Source organism: Hyphomonas sp. UBA3195, from assembly GCF_002366485.1.
GTDB lineage: Bacteria > Pseudomonadota > Alphaproteobacteria > Caulobacterales > Hyphomonadaceae > Hyphomonas.
The window spans coordinates 117,719-139,326 of the sequence record NZ_DEXB01000028.1; the positions used below are offsets into that span (position 1 = coordinate 117,719).

The 21,608-nt window shown below is 59.3% G+C and carries 20 protein-coding genes; 13 read left to right on the top strand and 7 right to left on the bottom strand.

Annotated elements, in window-relative coordinates; all coding sequences use genetic code 11:
• Positions 1–37 precede the first annotated feature (37 nt).
• Positions 38–1,249: a potassium/proton antiporter gene (locus tag B2344_RS09165; protein WP_290485057.1), complete on the top strand. Its 1,212-nt coding sequence runs from the start codon at positions 38–40 to the stop codon at positions 1,247–1,249.
• Here B2344_RS09165 and B2344_RS09170 read toward each other — a convergent pair.
• Positions 1,246–2,118 (bottom strand): DUF1499 domain-containing protein, encoded by an 873-nt coding sequence (locus tag B2344_RS09170; protein WP_290483246.1) that lies wholly within the window; start codon positions 2,116–2,118, stop codon positions 1,246–1,248. The genes B2344_RS09165 and B2344_RS09170 overlap by 4 nt on opposite strands.
• A 153-nt stretch (positions 2,119–2,271) precedes the next feature.
• Here B2344_RS09170 and B2344_RS09175 point away from each other — a divergent pair, with 153 nt between their 5' ends.
• Positions 2,272–2,790 carry a DUF305 domain-containing protein gene (locus B2344_RS09175; RefSeq protein WP_206991163.1) on the top strand — a complete coding sequence of 173 codons (519 nt, stop codon included), beginning with the start codon at positions 2,272–2,274 and terminating at the stop codon, positions 2,788–2,790.
• Here the strand turns inward: B2344_RS09175 and B2344_RS09180 are convergent.
• Positions 2,787–4,412 (bottom strand): long-chain-fatty-acid--CoA ligase, encoded by a 1,626-nt coding sequence (locus B2344_RS09180; RefSeq protein ID WP_206991164.1) that lies wholly within the window; start codon positions 4,410–4,412, stop codon positions 2,787–2,789. The two genes, B2344_RS09175 and B2344_RS09180, sit on opposite strands and share 4 nt — an antisense overlap.
• Positions 4,413–4,511: 99 nt before the next feature.
• Between B2344_RS09180 and B2344_RS09185 the strand changes: the two genes are divergently transcribed.
• On the top strand, positions 4,512–5,456 hold the full coding sequence (locus B2344_RS09185) for a glycerophosphodiester phosphodiesterase family protein (RefSeq protein WP_290483249.1): 945 nt from the start codon (positions 4,512–4,514) through the stop codon (positions 5,454–5,456).
• Here the strand turns inward: B2344_RS09185 and B2344_RS09190 are convergent.
• On the bottom strand, positions 5,453–5,830 hold the full coding sequence (locus B2344_RS09190) for a DUF4345 domain-containing protein (protein WP_206991165.1): 378 nt from the start codon (positions 5,828–5,830) through the stop codon (positions 5,453–5,455). The genes B2344_RS09185 and B2344_RS09190 overlap by 4 nt on opposite strands.
• A gap of 282 nt (positions 5,831–6,112) precedes the next feature.
• Here B2344_RS09190 and B2344_RS09195 point away from each other — a divergent pair, with 282 nt between their 5' ends.
• Positions 6,113–6,562, top strand: a complete 450-nt coding sequence (locus B2344_RS09195; protein ID WP_290479829.1) for a glyoxalase superfamily protein — start codon at positions 6,113–6,115, stop codon at positions 6,560–6,562.
• 15 nt (positions 6,563–6,577) lie between these two features.
• Here B2344_RS09195 and pdxH read toward each other — a convergent pair whose 3' ends face one another.
• Entirely contained in the window at positions 6,578–7,249 is a 672-nt protein-coding gene (pdxH, locus tag B2344_RS09200; RefSeq protein WP_206991167.1) for a pyridoxamine 5'-phosphate oxidase, read from the bottom strand.
• 173 nt (positions 7,250–7,422) lie between these two features.
• Here pdxH and B2344_RS09205 point away from each other — a divergent pair, with 173 nt between their 5' ends.
• The 3 genes from B2344_RS09205 (at position 7,423) to B2344_RS09215 (ending at position 10,683) form a co-directional block, all read left to right on the top strand.
• Entirely contained in the window at positions 7,423–8,403 is a 981-nt protein-coding gene (locus B2344_RS09205; protein ID WP_206991168.1) for a malate dehydrogenase, read from the top strand.
• 29 nt (positions 8,404–8,432) lie between these two features.
• On the top strand, positions 8,433–9,524 hold the full coding sequence (gene aroC / locus B2344_RS09210) for a chorismate synthase (RefSeq protein WP_290485058.1): 1,092 nt from the start codon (positions 8,433–8,435) through the stop codon (positions 9,522–9,524).
• A gap of 103 nt (positions 9,525–9,627) precedes the next feature.
• On the top strand, positions 9,628–10,683 hold the full coding sequence (locus tag B2344_RS09215; RefSeq protein WP_206991170.1) for a hypothetical protein: 1,056 nt from the start codon (positions 9,628–9,630) through the stop codon (positions 10,681–10,683).
• A 12-nt stretch (positions 10,684–10,695) separates the two neighbouring features.
• Here the strand turns inward: B2344_RS09215 and B2344_RS09220 are convergent, their stop codons facing one another.
• Positions 10,696–10,866, bottom strand: a complete 171-nt coding sequence (locus tag B2344_RS09220) for a hypothetical protein (RefSeq protein WP_290483251.1) — start codon at positions 10,864–10,866, stop codon at positions 10,696–10,698.
• Between the two features lie 154 nt (positions 10,867–11,020).
• Complete coding sequence (locus tag B2344_RS09225) at positions 11,021–12,094, bottom strand: class I SAM-dependent methyltransferase (RefSeq protein ID WP_290483252.1); 1,074 nt, start codon at positions 12,092–12,094, stop codon at positions 11,021–11,023.
• A gap of 118 nt (positions 12,095–12,212) precedes the next feature.
• On the opposite strand from B2344_RS09225, the gene B2344_RS09230 reads away from it, so the two are divergent.
• Complete coding sequence (locus B2344_RS09230) at positions 12,213–12,941, top strand: hypothetical protein (protein WP_206991173.1); 729 nt, start codon at positions 12,213–12,215, stop codon at positions 12,939–12,941.
• Between the two features lie 9 nt (positions 12,942–12,950).
• Here the strand turns inward: B2344_RS09230 and B2344_RS09235 are convergent, their stop codons facing one another.
• A complete protein-coding gene (locus tag B2344_RS09235) occupies positions 12,951–13,679 on the bottom strand; it encodes a TlyA family RNA methyltransferase (protein WP_290485059.1) in 729 nt (242 codons plus the stop codon).
• A gap of 66 nt (positions 13,680–13,745) precedes the next feature.
• Between B2344_RS09235 and B2344_RS09240 the strand changes: the two genes are divergently transcribed.
• The 5 genes from B2344_RS09240 to B2344_RS09260 all read left to right on the top strand — a co-directional run bounded on the left by B2344_RS09240 (position 13,746) and on the right by B2344_RS09260 (position 21,477).
• Positions 13,746–14,339 carry a superoxide dismutase family protein gene (locus tag B2344_RS09240; protein ID WP_290485060.1) on the top strand — a complete coding sequence of 198 codons (594 nt, stop codon included), beginning with the start codon at positions 13,746–13,748 and terminating at the stop codon, positions 14,337–14,339.
• A 124-nt stretch (positions 14,340–14,463) separates the two neighbouring features.
• Entirely contained in the window at positions 14,464–15,978 is a 1,515-nt protein-coding gene (locus tag B2344_RS09245; RefSeq protein WP_290479834.1) for an amidase family protein, read from the top strand.
• 39 nt (positions 15,979–16,017) lie between these two features.
• On the top strand, positions 16,018–16,995 hold the full coding sequence (locus B2344_RS09250) for a zinc transporter ZntB (RefSeq protein ID WP_290483256.1): 978 nt from the start codon (positions 16,018–16,020) through the stop codon (positions 16,993–16,995).
• 178 nt (positions 16,996–17,173) lie between these two features.
• On the top strand, positions 17,174–18,250 hold the full coding sequence (locus tag B2344_RS09255; RefSeq protein ID WP_290479836.1) for an efflux RND transporter periplasmic adaptor subunit: 1,077 nt from the start codon (positions 17,174–17,176) through the stop codon (positions 18,248–18,250).
• Positions 18,247–21,477 (top strand): efflux RND transporter permease subunit, encoded by a 3,231-nt coding sequence (locus B2344_RS09260; protein ID WP_290485061.1) that lies wholly within the window; start codon positions 18,247–18,249, stop codon positions 21,475–21,477. Before B2344_RS09255 ends, B2344_RS09260 begins: the two co-directional genes overlap by 4 nt.
• Positions 21,478–21,608: the final 131 nt, after the last annotated feature.

Sequence of the window (21,608 nt, forward strand, 5' to 3'; positions counted from 1 at the left end):
CTAAAGAGTTCCCCCATTTCAGACCCGAGGATGCCCGTTGGAACTCTTTGTCTTCCTTTGCAGCCTCATCATATTTGTCAGCTTTGCGCTGATGCCGCTGGCAAGGCGAGCAGGAGCTCCATTTCTCTTGATCGCACTTCTCATCGGCATGCTGCTGGGAGAAGATGGTCCAGGCCGTATTCAATTCAGTAATTTCAACTTTGCGTTCGACCTTGGCAGCGTGGCCCTGGCCGTCATCCTGTTTGCCGGCGGATTGGAAACTGGACGCAGCGTCTTCCGTTCCGCTGGTGCGCCGGCATCCCTACTCGCAACCATCGGTGTGCTGATTACAGCAGGCATCACGGGTGTTGCGGCCTGTCTATTCATGGGACTGCCCTGGCAAGTTGGTCTATTGCTTGGCGCAGCGGTCGCCTCTACCGACGCGGCCGCGACCTTCCTTCTCGTTCAGCAAAGCGGCATAGCCCTGAGACAACGCCTGAAGGATACGCTGCTGTTGGAATCCGGCCTGAACGACCCGATGGCCATTTTCCTGACAGTGTCGCTTACCACGCTGGTCGCCTCCATACAGACCAATGCGCCGGCGGACCTCCCCGGCATGGCTCTGTTTCTGCTCATGCAAGCCGGTATCGGCATTTTGGGCGGCGTCCTTGGCGGCAGGCTTCTGGCCCGCATTCTTGATCGCCTTTTCCTGCCAATAGGCACGTATCCCATCATGACCCTTGCAGGCGCCCTCGTCATCTTTACCGGCGTGTCGCTGGTTGGAGGCAGCGGCTTCCTCGCGGCATATCTTGCCGGCGTCAGTTTCAAGGCCAAACTGAAGCGACCAATCGATCGCATTGTCGACTTCAATGAAGCCTTCCAGTGGCTCTGCCAGATGGTGTTATTCCTGACCCTCGGTCTGCTCGTTACGCCGAGTGCGCTGTTAAACGACATCTGGCCTGCCATCGGATGCGCCGCAGTATTGATGCTGATCGCTCGACCGCTCGCCGTATTTGCCAGCGTGGGATGGATGGGCTTTTCCTTCCGTGAGAATGTCTTCCTGAGCTGGGTGGGCCTGCGCGGCGCGGTACCGATCCTTCTCGCGATCTATCCTGTCATCGCACCAGGACCGATTTCAGTTGGCTTCTTCAATGTCGTGTTCGTGATCGTGACAATCTCGCTAACCATTCAGGGCTGGACGATTGCGCCGACAGCACGGCTCCTTCGTCTGGGCCCGGAAGCCCAGACAAAGGAAATAACTGATACCTAGCGCAGCGCGATCTCGATATCATCGAGCAGATTGCGGACCCGTTTGGCATTCGCACCAAGATCAGACAGGCCGACCCGACTGGTTGAACGCACATCAATGCGGGACCCGCCCTCTTCTGTCGGCTGGATACGGATCATGATGTCATCCTTGAAATCAAACCAGAAGCTCGTTTCGGTTGCCTCGATGCGACCGGCCGTCTCGTCACTGGCAACGATCACCCAACCGCGCTCCTTCACAAGCGTGAGGATGGCCTCGAATGCCGCTTCCGACGGAGCTTGAGTGATATAGGAATCAAGTTTCGGATAAGGAGCGTCCGCACGGTCATCCTGTTGGGTCGGATCGAATTCGGCCTCTTCCTGCAATTCGGACACGAGGCGCCCCGGAGTGCCCGGCCAACGGTCTTCGGCATATTCCGGAACGATTGGTGCAGCTTCGACCGGGTTCATGGCCTCGGTCTCGGCCCGGACGGCGAGCAGGGCATCGCTCGGCATGATCGGGTTGGACCAGTCGGTCTGAACGTCGTGGATCGGCGGCAAGCGGGACGCTTCCCCGCCAAACGCCGCGACGCGCCCAAAGCTGAGTCCGGCAATCAAGAGCGAGGCAAACGCCAGAATGAAAGCGCGTTTCCGGGGTGCTTTGATCAATGAGAGGATCACCGCGATCACTGAGACACCGAGCGCCACGAAGATCAGCTTGAGTCCCCAATTGATCGTCATCAGACCAAGCCCGACCTGCCAGTTCCATAGGCCCAGCTTGGTGCCAAGCGCTGCGATGATGAACCAGAAGACCGTAAAGATCGACAAGGCAAGCGACGCCTTGGCAACCGTGCCGCGCCATCCGGCATCCTGTGTCTGTTCTGTCGTATCCATTGTGTTTCCAGCCCTCTCCGGATGAACCCTGTCACCTGACATAGATCACACTGCCCCTCTCAACCAGTCTCGTGGAACAGATTCGTGCGGAACAGCGTCCGCTCCTGCACGTTCAAACTGAACCTCTTCAACGTCAATTCGAAAGGAAAGACCATGGACCATTCCGGCAGCTATCTCCGCTTCGGCCTAATGATCACGACCTCCGCCATCGTCATGTTCGGACTTATGTATCTAAACACCTATGCCCTGCCCCATGTGCATTGGAGTGAAACCCGCTTCTACATGACCCTCATCATGGCCGCGTCGATGGCGATCGTGATGTTGGCCTTCATGCTCAACATGTACCAGGATAGCCGCAAGAACCTCGCAATATTCGTCGGCAGTGGCCTGCTCTTTGTTACCGCCCTGCTTCTGGTGCGCTCGCAAGCAACGGTAAGCGACCAATCATATATGCGCGCCATGATCCCGCATCATTCCATCGCCATCATGACCAGCGAAAGGGCGGGCATAGAAGACGTACGCGTTCAGCAATTGGCCGATGAAATCATCAAAGCTCAGAAGGTGGAAATAGCTGAAATGGAATGGCTGATCGATGACATCTCCAAAAATGGAAAAGCGGCCACTCCCGAAGAAGCGGCCGCCCGTCCAGTTCCCGAGTTCAGCCCGAACTAGGCCGTCGGCAGCTTGTAGTCCTTGAACTGGTTGCGCAGGGCCAGCTTGTTGATCTTGCCCGTGGCGCCAAGCGGAATTTCATCGACAAAGACGACATCGTCCGGTGTCCACCATTTGGCGATCTTGCCTTCCAGTTGGGCCAGCACGTCTTCCTTGCTCGGCGTTTCCCCCGGCGCGGCTTGAACCACCAGGAGTGGGCGCTCATCCCATTTCGGGTGATAGATGCCGATAGCCGCCGCATTGGCCACTTTCGGGTGGCCGACCGCGATGTTCTCGATGTCGATGGAGGAAATCCACTCGCCGCCTGATTTGATCACATCCTTCGCGCGGTCGGTGATGGTCATCGTGCCATACTCGTCGATATTGGCGACATCGCCCGTATCAAAATAGCCGTCCTCGTCCAGCACGTCGCCGCCGACGCCCTTGAAGTATCCAGCTGCAATCGCAGCGCCGCTCACCATCAACCGGCCAGACGTCTCGCCATCATTCGGCAGCACCTTGCCTTCGTCATCGACGATCTTGAGCTCCACGCCGAATGGCGGGCGCCCCTGCTTGAGCTTCTGCTCCATACGCGTGTCGATATCGGCATTCACGAGATGGGGCGGCAAGGCGCCCAGCGTTCCCAGCGGCGAGGTTTCGGTCATGCCCCAGGCGTGGACAACATCCACTTCATAATCCTGCTCGAAGGCACGAAGAATCTTCTCCGGAATGGCTGAGCCCCCGATCAGAACCTTCTTCAAGTGCGGCAGCTTGAGATTGTTTTCCTGCAAATGTGTCAGCAGCATCAGCCAGACGGTTGGAACCGCGGCGGTGATCGTCACCTTTTCCGTATCCAGCAATTCATAGATGGATGCGCCATCCATCTGTGCCCCCGGCATTACCATGTTCGAGCCGACAGCAGGACAGGACAGTGCAAGGCCCCACGCATTGGCGTGGAACATCGGCACGACCGGCAGCACCACATCGTCAGCGCCCATGCCCATCACATCCTTGCCCATCGTGATCAGCGTGTGCAACACGTTCGAGCGGTGGGAGTAGAGAACTCCTTTCGGATCGCCTGTAGTGCCCGACGTATAACAAAGGCCACATGCGGTATCTTCCGGGAAGTCGCCCCAGCGGACCTCGGTCGAGCGACCATCAATCCAGATATCAAACGGGATTGCACCGAGAGAGTTTTCCGGCATCGTGTCAGCATCAGCGTATATGACGAAAGTCTTCACCGTCTGCAGATGGTCCTTGATGGCCTCCACAATAGGCAGGAAGGTCTTGTCGAAGATGAGCACCTTGTCTTCGGCGTGATTTGCGATCCAGGCGACCTGTTCAGGGTGCAGGCGTGGATTGATCGTGTGGAGCACCGCGCCAATGCCCATGGCGCCATACCAGGAGGCCATATGCCGTTCAGAGTTCCAGCCCAGCGTCGCCACGCGGTCGCCCAACTGAATGCCGCTATCGATAAGCGCATTCGAGACCTGCTTGGACTGGTCAAAGAGATTGGCATAGGTCGTGCGGACAATATGGCCTTCCACGCGCCGAGTGATGATTTCTCGTGTAGGATTGATGCGCTTGGCGTGTTCGAGGATTTTGTTAACCGTCAGCGGCCAGTCCTGCATGATACCCAGCATGGTAAGTCTCCCTGTAATGTTTTGTCTTCGGCAATAATTGCCTGATTTAGAACCGGTTTATGCGTGCGATTGCTGCAGCGCAAGAAGAGGACCACCCGAATGAACCACTCCGCACTGCTTGTTATCGCTCTCATCCTGCTGTCTGGCTGCGGCCCGTCAAGCGATACCCCACAGTCAGGGGCCGTGGAGCCCGCAATCACCGAAGCTTCTGCGCGCATGCCCCTGCCCGACTATTTCGACTGCCTGCGTGAAAACGGAGGCGTGGTGATCGCTGCGCATCGCGGGGGCCCTGCGCCGGGCTATCCTGAGAATGCCATTGAGACGATGCAGTTCAATTTCGACAACGGGGTCCGGATCTTCGAGATTGATGTCGCCGAAACCCGAGACGGCGTGTTGACCCTGATGCATGATGACCGGCTGAACCGAACGACGACCGGCCGGGGCTATGTCTCCGATATCAGCTGGGAAGAACTGTCGGGCCTGACCCTGGTCGACAATGATGATCGTCACACGCGCTTTAGCCCGCCCAAGCTGACCGACGCCCTGATCTGGGCCCGAAACAGCGGCGCCATTCTGGAACTCGACCGCAAGAAGACTACAAGCTTCGCCAATATGGCCAAGACCGTTTATGCGGCGGGCGCGGAAGAGAACATCATCATGATTTCCTACAATGATGACGAAGCCGCCGAAATCGCAGCCATCGACCCCCATTTCATGATGACCGCCTCGGCACGCGGCGGCCGTGACATTGCGGCACTTGAGGCACGCGGTGTGGACTCCCGTCGACTGATCGCCTGGACCGGCACTGGCCGCCCCGATGCCGCAGCCTGGGATCGCAATGCCCGCAATGATGTCGAATCCGCTTTCGGCACGCTGGGTCGTTCCGGCGAGCGATTGGACGATATCTATCTGGCCGACGGCAACGGATCGGAGTTTCAGGATCTTGCCGATGACGGCCTCGTCATGCTGGCCACTGACCGGCCGCTCGAAGCGGCCGCGGCAATGACCGCAGATGACACCGCCATCGCCGCGTGTGGTGGCTAGGCTCGGGCAGAAACCATCCGTTGCCAGAGCACAAAGATCACAGGCACAACCAGCTCGATACCCAGCGCGACCATCTGGTCCTGCGCGGGCTGACCGACGGTCATCACTGAGACAAGACGACCGAGCCCTCCGATAAATATGGCTGCGCTAACCACCAGAAGAAGCCGCCCTTGTTTTTCGATGGATGGAATAATCGACCAGATCAGGAAGCTCACCACAAGATACATACCGGAGAAGTACCGATACTGATTGTCCAGTTCTGTCGTGACGCCTGCCGGGGACAATCGTTCCGCCCCGTGCAGAAAGCCCATCAGGGCAAAAATAGCGGGAATGAGTGAGAAAATGCCAAGGGCAATCTGAAGTCCGCGTTTCATTATGTGGTGTACCTCCCCTAACGGCGCATCGTTTCCGTACGCCCTGCCGTCACTTACTCACGGCAAATGTCTGGTGACAATGATTGACGCAACGTCTTCCCAGACGTATGAGGCGCGCGGGCTCTGGGACGCCCGCCGCTCGCAAGGCCTTTGGTCTTTCGGTGAAGATCCCCCGGCGCACTCCGCGCCGCGACTTTTGATCACGGAACACCGGTCCATCCGGCAGTCCCGCGGCAAGGCGAGCCCCGCTGAGAAGCGACTGCCCGGACAAGGATGTTTCCAATGTCTATTTCAATAACAACGCGCGAACAGGCCAAGGCCCGTGCCCGCGACATACGGACAGAACAGGCAAATGCCGGTACGTCCATCTCACATGCGAGAGCACTTGAGCTCGTCGCGACTGAACTCGGCTACCGCGACTGGAATACCGCATCGGCGCGCCTGTCGAACAAACCCGAGGCACCCTGCCAGCTGGGTGACCGCATCTCGGGCCGCTACCTCAAACAATCCTTTGAGGGGCGCGTGCATGCAATCCGCGAACTGGCGGGTGGCATGGGGTACGAAGTGACCCTGCACTTCGACACGCCGGTAGATGTGGTTGAGTTCGAGAGCTTCTCGGGATTTCGCCAGCGCGTGACCGCCATGGTGAGTGGTGATGGCGTGTCATGGGCAAAGACCAGTGATGGCGTCCCGCACCTTGTCATCGAAGCCGTCTCGAACGGAATCGTTTGATCTGGCAGCGGAACGCTACGGATAGAGTCGACCGGTGGTCCAACCCTCGTTTGAGCGGACAAACTTCAGCCGGTCGTGCATCCGGAAAGCCTGGTCCTGCCAGAACTCGATCTCGACCGGCACGACACGGAACCCGCCCCAGAATTCGGGGCGGGGAATGTCTGGTCCGTCGCCGAAGATTTCCGATAGTTCAGCCACGCGCTGTTCGAACTCGGCCCGATCGGCCAGTGGACGCGACTGGTCAGACGCGATGGCGCTGATACGGCTCTGGGCGGCACGGGTGGCAAAATACTCATCGGCGGCCTCTTCGGAGACTGGCATAACCGTCCCGCGCACCCGCACCTGCCGGCGCTGGCTCTTCCAATGAAAGCCAAGCGCTGCTTTGGGGGTCTCGGTCAGTTGCTGGCCTTTGGCACTTTCGAGATTGGTGAAGAAAACAAACCCCGCCTCAGTCACCTCTTTCAACAATACAATACGGACATCCGGCATGCCGTCAGCGTCCACGGTCGCCAGAGACATTGCGTTGGAATCATTCGGTTCGGCTTCGCGCGCCGCCGCCATCCACTCTTTGAACAGGGCTATCGGGTCAGCCACGTCTGGAATCAGGGGTTTTCCCGACGGGTCGGTCAGATAATCCGTCGCGCTGGGTGAAGGGGGAATGATATCGGGTTGGTCGCTCTGGCTCATCGATCTGTCCGCTCGTCAGGCTGTGGGGGCTGGCCGTCATATAGGCCAATCGGGCGCGGAGTCATACCGCTACGGCGGCGACATCCTGCGGCATAGGCGCATGGCCGCTTGCCCTTCTCTGACAAATTCGTCATTGATGCCGCGAAATCACCCTATGCAAGAAGGACTCTCCCATGAAAAAGCCCGTGAAAGTCGCTGTAACTGGCGCTGCAGGCCAGATCGGTTATGCGCTCTTGTTCCGCATTGCCGCTGGAAACATGCTTGGACCTGACCAGCCGGTCGACCTTCACCTGCTGGAAATCACGCCTGCGCTCGGCGCGCTCGAGGGCGTGGTCATGGAATTGAACGATTGCGCCTTCCCGCTCCTGAACAATATCGTCGCCACTGACGACCCGAATGTTGCGTTCAAGGATTGCGACTTTGCCCTGCTCGTCGGCGCGATGCCACGCAAACAGGGCATGGAACGCAAGGACCTGCTGTCTGCAAATGGCGGTATCTTCGGCCCACAGGGCAAGGCGATCAATGATCATGCCAGCCGAGACGTGAAAGTGCTTGTCGTCGGCAACCCGGCCAACACCAATGCCCTGATCGCACAACAGAATGCGCCTGATCTGGATCCGAAATGCTTCACCGCCATGGTCCGTCTCGACCACAACCGCGCGATGAGCCAACTGGCTGAGAAGACGGGCGCCCACAATACCGACATCAAGAAGATGACAATCTGGGGCAACCATTCCTCAACTCAGTACCCAGACCTGCATCACGCCACCGTCAAAGGCGAAGCTGCCCTCTCCAAGGTCGATCAGGACTGGTACGAAAACACGTTCATCCCGGACGTGCAGCAGCGCGGCGCAGCTATCATCAAGGCACGTGGTGCCTCTTCGGCCGCTTCGGCTGCGTCAGCCGCCATCGATCATATGCGCAGCTGGGCCCTCGGCACCGAAGCTGGTGACTGGGTGTCCATGGGCATCCCGTCCGATGGCTCTTACGGCATTGAGCCGGGCGTCATCTACGGCTACCCGTGCACCTGCAAGGACGGCAAGTACGAGATCGTCCAGGGTCTCGAAATCGGTGAATTCTCGCGCGCCCGCATGGATGCGACCGAGAAAGAACTGCGCGAAGAGCGCGAAGCTGTTCAGGACCTGCTCGGCTAGGCCCTGACTCAATACTGAAACGGGCAGCCATGTCTCACAACACGTTCGGCCACCTCTTCCGCGTGACCACCTGGGGCGAAAGCCACGGGCCCGCACTCGGATGCGTGGTCGATGGCTGCCCGCCTAGTCTTCCGCTGGATGAGGCCTTCATTCAGCAATTCCTCGACCAGCGCCGCCCCGGCACCTCGCGATTCGTAACCCAGCGTCGGGAACCCGATCAGGTGAAAATCCTGTCCGGCGTCTTTGAGGATGACCGGACCGGCGGCCCTGTCACCACAGGCACACCGATCTCGCTGATGATCGAAAATACAGATCAACGCTCGAAAGATTATGGTGAGATCCGTGATCGGTACCGCCCCGGTCATGCCGACTATTCCTACGATCAGAAATATGGCGTCCGTGACTATCGCGGCGGTGGCCGCTCCAGTGCGCGCGAGACTGCCGCGCGGGTAGCTGCAGGCGCGGTGGCGCGCCGCGTTCTTGGCGACGGAATCTTCTTGCGCGGCGCTGTCGTCCAGATCGGCCCCCATGCCATCGACCGCTCGCGCTGGAACTGGGATGAAACGCGATCGAACCCATTCTGGTGTCCTGACGCCGAAATGGTGCCCGTCTGGGAGACCTTTCTGGACGAAACTCGCAAGGCTGGAAGCTCTGCTGGCGCAATTGTAGAGGTCGAAGCGACGGGGATTCCTGCCGGTTGGGGCGCGCCCATATACGGAAAACTGGATAGCGAACTCGCGGGTGCCATGATGAGCATCAATGCGGCCAAGGGCGTGGAAATCGGCGAAGGCTTTGCCGCCGCGGCTTTGTCCGGTGAGGAAAACGCCGACCAGATGCGCACTGGCAATGACGGCGCCCGTTTCCTGTCCAACCATAATGGCGGCATTGCGGGCGGCATTTCAACCGGTCAGCCGATCGTCGTGCGAATCGCAATCAAACCAACATCTTCCATCCTTACCCCCGTCCAGACTGTCACGCGTGACGGTCAGGAGGTGGACGTACGCACCATCGGACGGCATGATCCCTGTGTTGGCATTCGTGCGGTGCCGGTGGCGGAGGCGATGCTCGCCTGTGTGCTGGCCGACGCGAAGTTGCGACATAGAGGGCAGACGGGAAAATGACCGCAAATGCGCATGTCACAGTAAGTTCACATACCTGCTATCGGCATTGCACATTGAACCTGCTACCTCGCGTTCAGTATTCAAATAGCGATGGGTTGGCGTAATGGGTGGCGTAGAAATTTTCGGCATCATTGGATTTATGCTGGCGTGCTACGCCGTCGTCGCGAATGATTCGATCCAGACACTGGGGACATTCCTGTCCTCGAATGCAAAGCGTCCCTGGTGGGTCCTGTGGATTTTTGCCAGCGCAATTCTGTTGGCCGTGCTCTTCTACGGGTATTTCAATGGCCAGGGAGACGTTGCCTACGAACGTCTCGACAAATTGTCTGTGCTGCCAGGTGAAGGGGATCGCACCGCGGTGCTGATGCCCGGCATTCAATGGTGGCACGCCCTGCCTCCACTGGTCCTGCTATTCCTGACTCGATTTGGCATCCCTGTGTCGACGACCTTCCTGGTGCTGACCCTGTTTGCCTTGTCGGGCGGGTCTGCCAGCGATGGCATCCTTGAGAAAATGATCATCAAGTCGGCAATGGGCTATGTCGTGGCGTTCGCGTGCGGCGCTGTGATCTGGATAATAATTTCCCGCACGTTCGAGCGTTGGGTCTTTCATACGAAAGACGAATTGCCTTGGCCCTACTGGATCACATTCCAGTGGCTAACGACGACCTTCCTCTGGTCACAATGGCTGATGCAGGATCTGGCGAATATCTTCGTTTACCTGCCGCGAACAGTCACAGTCACTGGGGACGAAACGCATGTGGCCTTTTCGCTCGGCTACGTCATTTTCGGTGCGATCCTGCTTGTGGCCATCCAAGGCTACATCTTCGCCACGCGCGGCGGCCAGATTCAGAAGATTGTGGAACGCAAGATCAACACGGTGGATGTCCGCGCCGCGACAATCGTCGACCTGATCTACGGAATAATCTTGTTCCTGTTCAAAGAGGTCAGCAATGTGCCGATGAGCACGACTTGGGTATTCCTTGGCCTTTTGGCCGGTCGCGAACTCGCGATCTCCTACGTCGCGCATCTGCGCGAAAAGAATGAGGCCGTGAAAGACGTTCTCGGCGATGCCGGACGTGCCTTCCTCGGCCTCATCATTTCGATCATTCTGGCTTTTGCCATGCCCCTCATGGGGACAGGTAAGCTTCCGAGCTTCTAGCCCCGTTGGCGTTTAGGCGAACAGGTTAAAGATCGGATCGAGCGCGATCGCGAGACTCACCCCGACGACGCCTGCCAGTGCCAGCATGGCTCCCCGCAGGACGCGCAGGTTCGACTCGTTGAGGGTCAGGTCCCTGTGCGCCAGCCAGGAAACGTGATTATCATTATGATCTAGGACTGCCATAGGTGGCTCCTTTCATTCCTGGTAAATAGTTCGTGTCACATGACCGCAACGTAACTGTCATATTACTGTCATGTTCCATTCGCGCAAATCAATATTTTTTCATACAGAATTAAGCAGCGCCCGTACCTCTGGAAAAAAGTTTCATTTCAAGGCGTTATGATGATCGCCGGAAGGTGCTGATTTTTGTAAGAAATGCCAGTGACTGCGTTTCAGGCACCAATCCTGTCAAATCGCATGCTTGTACGGCGTCCCAGGACAGATAGCTTTTGTAGTATGGCTCGTGGAAACCGTGGGGAAAATATTCCAACAGTCCATCAAGGTCCGAATAGTCTCCAAATTGCGCGCTATCTGCCAGGATAAACAGACCGCCCGGCTTCAGGACTCGTCGAATTTCCGCCAGCACCTTCTCCCTCACGCGGGGCGGCAATTCGTGGAACAGGAAAATGGAGACCACCATATCGAGGCTATTGTCCTCTACGGGCATCGCCTCGGCCGCCTCGTGCAGGATCTCTACCTGTTTCCACGGTTTCAGACGTGTGCGGGCGGCGTCGGTATAGGTCGGTGACAGGTCCAGCCCGCTCGCCATTAACCTTGGATATACCTGCATCACTTGCGACAGGAAGCGGCCATTGCCGCACGCCACATCCAACAGGCTGACACCGCGTTGGTCGCGTCCCCTGAGCTCCCGTGAAATCTCGGCCAGAACGGCGCGGCGCATCGCATCTGCTGTGCCAGTAAACAATGCTTCGACCTGAGTGTCATAGATATCGGCGCTGTCCTCGGTAAACCAGCCGCCGGACTGATAGTGGAAATTCTGGAGATAGTAGGCGGGATACCGGTTATGCTCGTCGGTCACCTGTTGCCGTACTTCCGTTCCATTGCGTTCCAATCGGCGCCGATCAACGTCCTCGACATCTTCCCGGAAAGCCCGCGCCGATCTCAACGCTTTCGGCAAATCCTTCAGGCGCACATCCGATGGCGCTGGATACAGCCCTGCCTCAACATTCAGGCGGTCCTTGATGAACAGTTCGAAATAGGCTCGGCGCAGGACAGCAAGGTTGGGCTGGCCTCTGGTGGGCTGGAACGCTGGTTCACCCGGGCGATCAAAGCCGCTGGCACGCCGACGCGCCGCGCTCATCTGCGCGCCATACCAAGCCGACCGCAGCCCTTGTGCAGCAGCGTAACGCGCCCGGCCAGCGGTGCGGGTGGCGATGTCGAACACTCCCATTCAGTCAATATGTGGCCAGGTGTACCCGGCGTCCAGTTTTCACCTACTGTTCAGGTTCCGCCCCGCAGTATGCCAGTCTGACACTGGCGGGCGTGTATCCGCGACAAGGAGTATTGCGATGAAATCCCACTCGCTGTTCATCGGAGCGCTGGCCATGGCCAGTCTTGCCATACCGGCTACGGCCTCGGCCCAAAGCGGATATGGCTACACCTATAATCCCCCTGTCCAGAACGTCCAATGTGAGCGCCAGCGCAAGGATGACCAGTTTGCGGGCGTGCTCGTCGGCGCGATTGCGGGCGGCCTGATCGGCGGGGCAATCGGCAATAATGTGGATGATGGCGATGCGTACCACTACCGGGGTCACAGAGGGTATCGCGGCCATAGAGGCTATCGCGGTCATCGGCGTCACGGCGGATACCACCATGGCAACGGAAACTCTGATGAAGTCGCTGCGGGCGCCATTCTCGGCGCGATTGTGGGCGGTCTTGCTGGCGGAGCCATTGCAGAAGACACAAGCCGACCCTGTCAGGTTGCAACACCTTATGGAGCGGCCACGAGCGGTACCTATCCAGCCGGCGGCATTCCGCGCACAACCGACGGCCTGTATGGCGGACCGGAGATCATGAACTATCCCAACACGCCGCCGCCAAGCCGCACATATCCGGCGTCAACGACTGCGGGACCGACCCTGCCGCCCCAACCGGGTACCGATATCGAGTGCCGCACGATTGAGCGCGAAACGCGGCTGCCCGATGGTCAGGTCATCCGCGACCCGATCACCGCATGCCGCGATCCCTATGATGGCACATGGGAGATCAATGACGGTTTCGGGGACGAGAACTACTAGGCGACGGAACTAGGTTCGCACCGCATAAAACAAGCGTTCGGCATTGCCGTCGCCCCCGGTGATAGGGCTTTGTGTCCATGACTGGATTGGCCACCCCTGCCCGGCCATCCATTCCGCGAAAACGTCCGCCGCCAAGTCTGCCTTTTCGGAATCTGTGACCAGTCCGCCCTTGCCGATGTTTTCCCGACCAACCTGGAATTGCGGCTTGAACAGGCCGACAATTTCCGCCCGCTCAGCCGCGAGCGACAGAGGAACGGCCAGCAGCTTTTCGAGCGAAATGAAGCTCGCATCGCATACGAGCAAGGAAGGCGTGTCGCCCAGCATCTCTCCGGTCAGGGTGCGGGCGTCTTGAGCTTCCAGGCTCGTGACGCCGTCCTCATCGGAAAGAGAGGAGTGAAGCTGGCCTCGCCCGACATCGACCGCGACGACATGCGTCGCACCGGCCCGCAACAGCACGTCTGTGAAACCACCTGTGGACGCCCCGATGTCAAGGCAAACGCGCCCAGCCGGATCAACGGCAAAAGCGCTCAGGCCGTGCGCCAGTTTCAATCCCCCTCGCGATACGTAAGGGTGCGCCGGTTGTGCCTCGATGCGGTCGTCGCGTGACAGCATTTGCGATGGTTTGGTTACCACGACGCCGCCAGCCGTCACATTGCCTGCCTCAATCGCGGCGCGCGCAGAGGCTCGGCTGTCGAACAACCCCAGACTAACGAGCAATTTATCCGCGCGGTCCTTCACGATATGGAGCCTTCCTGCCAAATAGACGTTACGCCTATATCAGAACCCCGCTGACAGGAGACCCCCATGATCACTCGAACTGCAATCGCCTCACTCGCCATCGCCCTTGCCGCTTGCGGACAGCAAGGCGCGACCCCGCAGGAGATGCCCGACAGCGACAATGGCTTGCCAACGACAGACGAAATGCCCGGGCCGGATGAGGGCGTGTTCCCGTCCATGATGACCGCGACGGCTTCCATCATTGGCTCGGAAGGCACGGAGATCGGCACCGCGAATTTTCTCGATGGTCCGAATGGCGAAATGATTCGTGTTGAACTCAATTCCGGCAGCTTGACGCCCGGCTGGCACGGCATCCATTTACACGGCACCGGCACGTGCGAAGATGTTGGCGTGTTCAAGGCATCCGGCGGTCATCATGGAAAGATCGAAGGAGCGCATGGCCTGCTCAATCCGAAGGGACCGGAAGCCGGCGACCTGCCAAATATCTGGGTCGCGGAAGATGGTTCGGCCGGATATGAGGCGTTCACACGCCTGACCGCACTCGACTCCCTGTTGGATGAAGACGGCTCGGCGCTCATCATCCATGAGGCCGAAGACGACCACATGACCCAGCCTATTGGCGGCGCCGGTGCGCGAGTGGCGTGCGGCGTTATTCAATAGGCACCACCAGATCAGAAATATTGAAAAGCCGCGCAATTTCGCGCGGCTTTTCCACGATTTGGTGGTTGCGAAATTCCAATTCCCGTTACAGGCTTCGCTAAAAATGGGAATTGGGAGGAATAGAATGACTGGATTTTCACGGCGGGAAGCTCTGCTGGGCGGGGCAGCCATCGCGACACTTGCGGCATGCGGACAAACGCCGAGCGACGCCGCAGCCACCGTGCCGACAGGTCCCGTGGCAGCAAAAGCTGTCCCACCAGCCGGTTGGGAAAGCGGTCTCACCATCGCCGCCCGAATTGCCTCCGGCGAAACCACTTCGCTCGTAGAAACGGAAAAAGCCATCGCTCGCGCCAAGGCCGTGAATGGCGATCTCAATGCGATCGCCACCGACAGCTTTGACCAGGCCTTGCGCGACGCAGCCGTCCCCGCGCCGGGAACGTTCAGTGGCGTGCCCACATTCATGAAAGACCTTGTCGGGTGGAAGGGCACGCAATCCATGTGGGGCAGCCGCGCTTTCGTGGGCAATATTTCCCAGGAGGATTCCCCCTTTGCCGCAGCGTGGAGAAAGGGAGGAGTCGTTTCTCTCGGTAAATCCACGACACCCGAAATGGGGCTCATTTCATCAACCGAGCCGCTCGTAACAGGCCCGACCCGCAATCCTTGGGACCTATCCCGAATTCCGGGCGGATCGTCCGGCGGCGCAGCCGCCCTCGTGGCCGCACGTGTCGTCCCGTTCGCGCATGCCAGCGATGGCGGCGGATCCATCCGCATTCCCGCTTCTACGTGTGGTGTTTTTGGGCTGAAGCCATCACGTGCCCGACTGGACAAGCGGGACGCGGCCAACGCTCCGCCTGTCGATATCTCGGTCAACCATGCCGTGACCATCACGGTGCAGGATTCCATTGAGCTGTTTCGTGTGGCGGAGACCAATGACGGGACCTATGCACCCCTCGGAGACATATCGACCCTGAACCGTCCGCTACGGATTGGCTTCGCACCGGACTCGATCAGCGGGACACGCGTGTCCCCTGAAACCACCGCAGCGCTTGAGGACGTCGCGCAGCTCTGCCGGGATCTGGGCCATGAGGTGATCGACTTCAAAGTTCCGCTCGACGGCAAGGAGTTCACCGACAAGTTCCTGCTCTACTGGGCGGCTGGCGCCGCCGAGTTTGCCCAACAGGCCAGCGCCTATTCCGGCAAGCCGATCGGGCCCGACATTGTCGAGCCATGGACGCTCGGCCTGGCCGCCATGTTCCAGGCGCGGCAGTCGGAAATGGAAGACACGATCGCGTATCTCAAGGCATTCGAAGCCGTCTATGACGACTGGTTCAGCGACATGGATGTGCTACTCACACCCGTAACAGGCAGCCCCGCCGTACCGATTGGCGAACAGGCCCCGGATGGAGATTTCGACGCGGTCATGGAGAGTGTTCTGAACTTTGCCGCTTTCACTGCGCCGATGAACGTTGCAGGCGCAGCCTCGATGAGCGTGCCCTTGTCATGGTCGTCGGGCGGCCTGCCGATCGGCTCCATGTTCTCTGCCAAACGGGGCGAGGATGGCCTGCTGTTTGAACTGGCCATGCAGCTCGAAATGACACGCCCCTGGATTGCGCGCACGCCGCCAGTCTCGGCGCTCTGATCCTGCATGGTGTCGCCCTCTGTTTCCTCAACTGACGCAATGACGGCGCCGCTGGTTTTCGGCTACGGAATGGCGGCTGACGGCACCATCGCATCGCTGAACTGGGAGGATGTGACCTCCGGCCGATTGAATGAGTTCAGTCGCCACTGGTTGCACCTCAACCGTTTGTCGCCGGAAGTGAGAACCTGGCTCGCTCGCCAGAGCGGGCTGGACCGTATCGCCACCGAGGCGCTGCTTCAGGAAGACACTCGCCCGCGCTCGACCCGGCATGGTGCTGGTTTCCTGATCAATTTGCGCGGCATGAACCTGAACGAAGGCGAAGCACTGGAAGACATGCTGGCCTTGCGCATGTGGGCCAGCGAAGGCTCTCTGATCACGTTGCGCGCCAAGCCCATCCAGGCGACGCGCGATGTCGAACTGAAGGTCAAAGAGGGCAATGCGCCCAATTCAACGGGCGGCCTTGTTGCCGCCCTTGCCGATGCGTTGACCGACCGGATGGAACCGGAAGTGTCGCGTTTCGATGAACAGGCGGACCAGTTCGAGGATGATCTGCTTGATCCTGGTACGCGTCTCCCGCGCTCCAAACTGTCGGAGTTGCGCCGCCGCGTATTGCAGGTACGTCGCTATATTTTGCCCCAACGCGAGGCACTTTCCCAGCTTGTCCGCGAAGGCACCCAGTCCGGCTTGTTCTCCGATCATGATCTGCTGTTCCTCCGCGAGTCCGCTGATCGGGTCACACGTCTGGCGGAAGAACTCGACACGATCCGGGACCGCTGCACCGTGTTGCAGGAACAGGTGATAGAGGAACGCGCGGAAGTGATGAACCAGCGCTTGTTCGTGCTCTCGATCCTGTCAGCGGTCTTCCTGCCGATCAGCTTCGTGACGGGCCTTTTCGGCGTTAATGTGGGCGGCATGCCGGGGGTTCAAAGCGCCGGCGCATTTGCCATCCTGGTCGGGGCGCTCGCGGTGGCGACCATCCTGATGCTGGCCATCTTCCGCTGGCGACGCTGGATCTGACTCTGCCCTCGCTGATCGGGGCATTTATTAATCACACCTTGCACTGAAACCTGAAATCTGCGCGCCAGCTTTGCCGGATTGCAACAATCGGCTGTTAACTATGATCGAGTGGCGACCTTATTCAGGCGACGCCGCGCCCTATATCTGATACAGCGCCAGCCGTGCGAAAGACTGAACCGTGAACCGATCCTTAAAAATTGCCATTGCTATCTTTGTCGGCCTACTGGCCTGGTTCGTGATCCGGAGTGTCATTCGGGGCGACATCAGCACGCAGCATGAAGATGTCCGGCTGGAAGCCAGCGAGGTCGCGCCCGAAGCGGTCACTTTCACGGTTTCGGCACAAACTCACGGCATCCGCCTCAAGGCCAAGGGCCTGACGGCCCCCGATAAATCGGTGACGGTAAAAGCTGGAACCGCGGGCAACGTAACCTCGACGCCCGTGCGCGAAGGTACGCGCGTCTCACGGGGCACGCTGCTCTGCGGGCTGGATGTTGAAGCCCGCGCCGCCCGTCTGGAAGAGGCTGAAGCTCGCCGCGACGCTGCACGGATCGATTTCGAGGCGGCAAGAACATTGGCCGAAAAAGGCCTGGCCCCCGCCAATAATGAAGCCTCCGCGAAGGCAGCTCTCGACGCTGCAGAAGCCTCGGTGAACGCCGCGCGGGTGGAACTTTCCAAGACACAGATTCGGGCTCCGTTCGACGGAATATTTGAAAACCGCTTGGCCGAAGCTGGTGATTATCTTTCACCCGGTCAGCCTTGCGGCACCATGGTCGACATGGACCCGGTTATTGTCGCGGTCGAAGTGGCCGAGGCCAATGCCGGCCAACTGACGACCGGCATGACCGGCACCGCCCGCCTGCCCAGCGGCAAGACCTATCCGGCCACGCTGCGTTATGTCTCACGCACGGCCGACGCGGGCACGCGCACCTTCCTGATCGAGGGTGAACTCGACACAGGCGACGATCCGGTCGCCGCGGGTGTCACGGCAGAACTCTTTATTCCAATGGGCGAGGTGCCAGCGACGCTGATCTCTCCCGGCCTTCTGACATTGTCGGACGCTGGCGAACTCGGCGTACGCTACGTCGACGACCAGAACACGGTACAGTTCGCGCCCATCAAAGTGATTGATGAGACGCCTGAGGGCGCGTGGGTCACAGGCCTGCCCGCTACGGTCAGACTGATCTCTATTGGCCAGGACTACCTGGCTGAAGGGGTCGAAGTGAAACCTGTTCCCCAAGGCGGTGCCCAGCCATGACCCAGATCGTCGAGGGTGCCATCGGCCGCGCGCGGATGGTGTTGTCCATCCTGATCTGCGCCATCATTGCCGGTACGGCGACGTATATCGGATTGCCCAAGGAAGCGGATCCGGACATTCCAATTCCTTTTGTTGGCATCACGGTGCCGCTGGCTGGCGTGACTCCAGAAGATGCCGAGCGCCTTCTGGTCAAACCCATCGAACAGGAAATCCAGTCTCTTGAGGGCCTGAAAACCTTTATCGGCATCGGCGCAGAGGGCGCTGGACAACTGGTTCTGGAATTCGAAATCGAAACCGATGTCGATCAGGCAGTGTTGGACGTGAAGGACAAGGTCGATCTGGCCAAACGGTTCTTCCCGGCTGATGCCCGCGAGCCCATCATCACCGAAGTGAATGCTTCACAATTCCCGATCATGGTCGTGAACCTGTTCGGCCAGGCGCCTGAGCGCGGACTGAACCAGATTGCCGAGACCCTGCAGGACATGCTGGAGCGCAATCCGGGCGTGCTGGAAGCCAACATTATTGGCCAGCGCGAAGACGTGCTCGAAATTGTGGTCGATCCCGTCAAACTTGAAACTTACAATCTGTCCTATCAGGACATCTACGCCGTCGTGACCGCGAACAACCAGCTCGTCCCGGCTGGCCAGATCGACACCGGCGAAGGCAGCTTTGCCGTCAAGGTGCCCGGCCTGATCCGATCCGCCCAGGATGCGCTCAACCTGCCGGTCAAACGCTCTGACAATGCCACGGTGACTCTGTCGGACGTGGCCGAAATCCGCCGCACTTACAAGGACGCAACCGGCTACGCGACGTTCAACGGCCAACCCTCCCTGCAATTGCAGATCGTCAAACGCTCCGGTGCCAACATTCTCGACACGGCGAATTTCGTGCGCGACACCGTCGCGGCCCAGCAGGAAAGCTGGCCCAACACGGTCGATGTCCGCATCACATCAGACGCCTCGGAACTGATTGGGGATCAGCTGGGACAACTCCAGAACTCGATCATCACCGCTGTCATGCTGGTGATGATAATCTGTGTGGCCGCACTTGGTTGGCGCTCCGCGCTGCTGGTGGGTATCTCCATCCCCGCCTCCTTCGTGATGGCGTTCCTGCTTCTTGGGGCATTTGGTTACACGATCAACATGATGGTCATGTTCGGCATGGTCATCGCGGTGGGTATTCTGGTCGATGGCGCCATTGTCGTAACCGAATATGCCGACCGAAAAATGGCCGAGGGCCTCAACCGGAAAGAGGCTTACGGCATGGCCGGCAAGCGGATGTTCTGGCCAGTGGTTGCATCGACCGCGACAACCCTTGCGGCTTTTATCCCATTCCTGTTCTGGAACTCAATGCCTGGCAAGTTCATGGCCTATCTGCCGATTACGCTGATTTTCGTTCTGTCGGCGTCGCTGGTCATGGCGCTGATCTTCCTGCCGGTGCTCGGTTCGGTGATCGGCGCACGGCCTGATGGTACCGATGAGAGTCTGGCGGCATTGGCGGCAGACGCCGATCCGTCGGAGGCTACCGGCTGGCTTGGCGGATATGTTCGCCTGCTGAAAGTGCTGCTGGCGCATCCTTTGGCTGTGACGGGCGTGGCCATTGCCGGGGTCATGATGATCTTTGTCTGGTTTGGCTCGACACCGCACAAGACCGAACTCTTTCTGGATGTCGAACCTGAACAAGCCTTCGTGTTCGTTCAGGCTCAGGGCAGCCTCTCCACCGCAGAACAGCTTTCTCTTGTCAAACGGGCCGAAGTGGCAATTACCGGCATGGACGGCGTTGAAGACATCTCGACCGAAGCCGGCGCCTCCGGTGGCGCGATCTTTTCGCCGGACGGATCATCCAGCAAGCCGACCGACACGGTTGGGCAGCTACTGGTCGACTTGGCCACGGCCGATGGCGTGCACAATGGCCGCCGCACACTCGCGAACATCCGCACCCGGCTGGCTGAAATTCCTGGCCTTCGCTTCGAAATCGCCGCCCGCGAACAAGGCCCACCCTCGGGCAAGGACATTCAGATCGCTCTACTCTCCGAGGATGCCGCCTCCCTCAATTCCACTGCGCGCATGATCCGCGACTACCTCGATTCCCGACCTGACCTGCGCGAAGTTGAAGACACGCGCCCTCTGCCCGGTATCGAATACCAACTCGAAGTCGACCGTGCCGAAGCTGGCAAGTATGGACTCGATATCAGCCAGGTCGGCGCAGCCGTACAGCTAATCACCAATGGCGTGCTCGTCGGTCGCTATCGGCCGGACGATGCCAATGACGAAGTCGACATCCGCGTCCGCTTCCCACAGGCAGACCGCAGCGCCAGCGCAATTGACGATCTTCGTATCGCCACGCCGCGCGGCAATGTTCCGCTCTCATTGTTTGTCGAGCGCGTGCCCGCCCCGCGGGTCAGCCAGATTACGCGCCGTGATGGAGCCCGGGTCGTGGATGTCCGCGCCAATGCCTTGGAACAGGGTGCAGGCGCTGCGATCGTCGAAGAGGTCAAGGCCTGGGTTGCCGAACAGGATATTCCCGGCACGGTGGAGGTACGCTTTGAAGGCGCGGACGAAGATAGCGCCGATGCGGCAGCCTTCTTCCAGGGGGCCCTGCTCGCCATGCTGTTCATGATGGCCATCATCCTGCTGTGGGAGTTCAACAATTTCTGGCAGGTCTTCCTGACCCTGACGGCGGTAATCATCTCCACAGCCGGTGTGCTCGTTGGTATCCAGCTCGTCCTGCCTTACGTTTCCCAGCTGATGATCGGTACGGGCATTGTCGCGCTCGCCGGGATCGTGGTGAATAACAATATCGTCCTCATCGACACGTATAACCGTCTGCTCAGCGATGGCCGCACGCCGGAAGAAGCCGCCGTCGCGACAGCCGCCCAGCGTATTCGTCCGATCCTGCTGACGACCGGCACGACCATCTGTGGCCTGTTGCCGATGATCATTCAGATGAATGTGAACTTCTTCGAAGGCTCGATCAATTTCGGGGGTGCCAGCTCCGAATGGTGGGTCCAACTGGCAACGGCCGTGGTATTTGGCCTTGGCTTTTCTACAATCATGATCTTGCTGGTGACGCCTGTCTGGCTGCTTGCACCACACCGTATTCGCCGTTGGGCCGGCCGTCTGAAGGATCGGGTCCGGGGCGAACAGGCAGCCGCTCACAGTATATCTGAACAGACCACGGCCAACGAGAACGAACCGTCTGACCGGTCCCTGCCCGCCGCTGAATAGGAATCCAGATGAGCCTCAGATGAACGCGCCATTCGGTTTGCGTTCGCGTGGTTCATGCGAGAACAGGTACTGCAGCACCGGGTCAGCCTTCGCCCTTTCGGGCAAGCGCCTCCACCCATCGCGCTTCATGA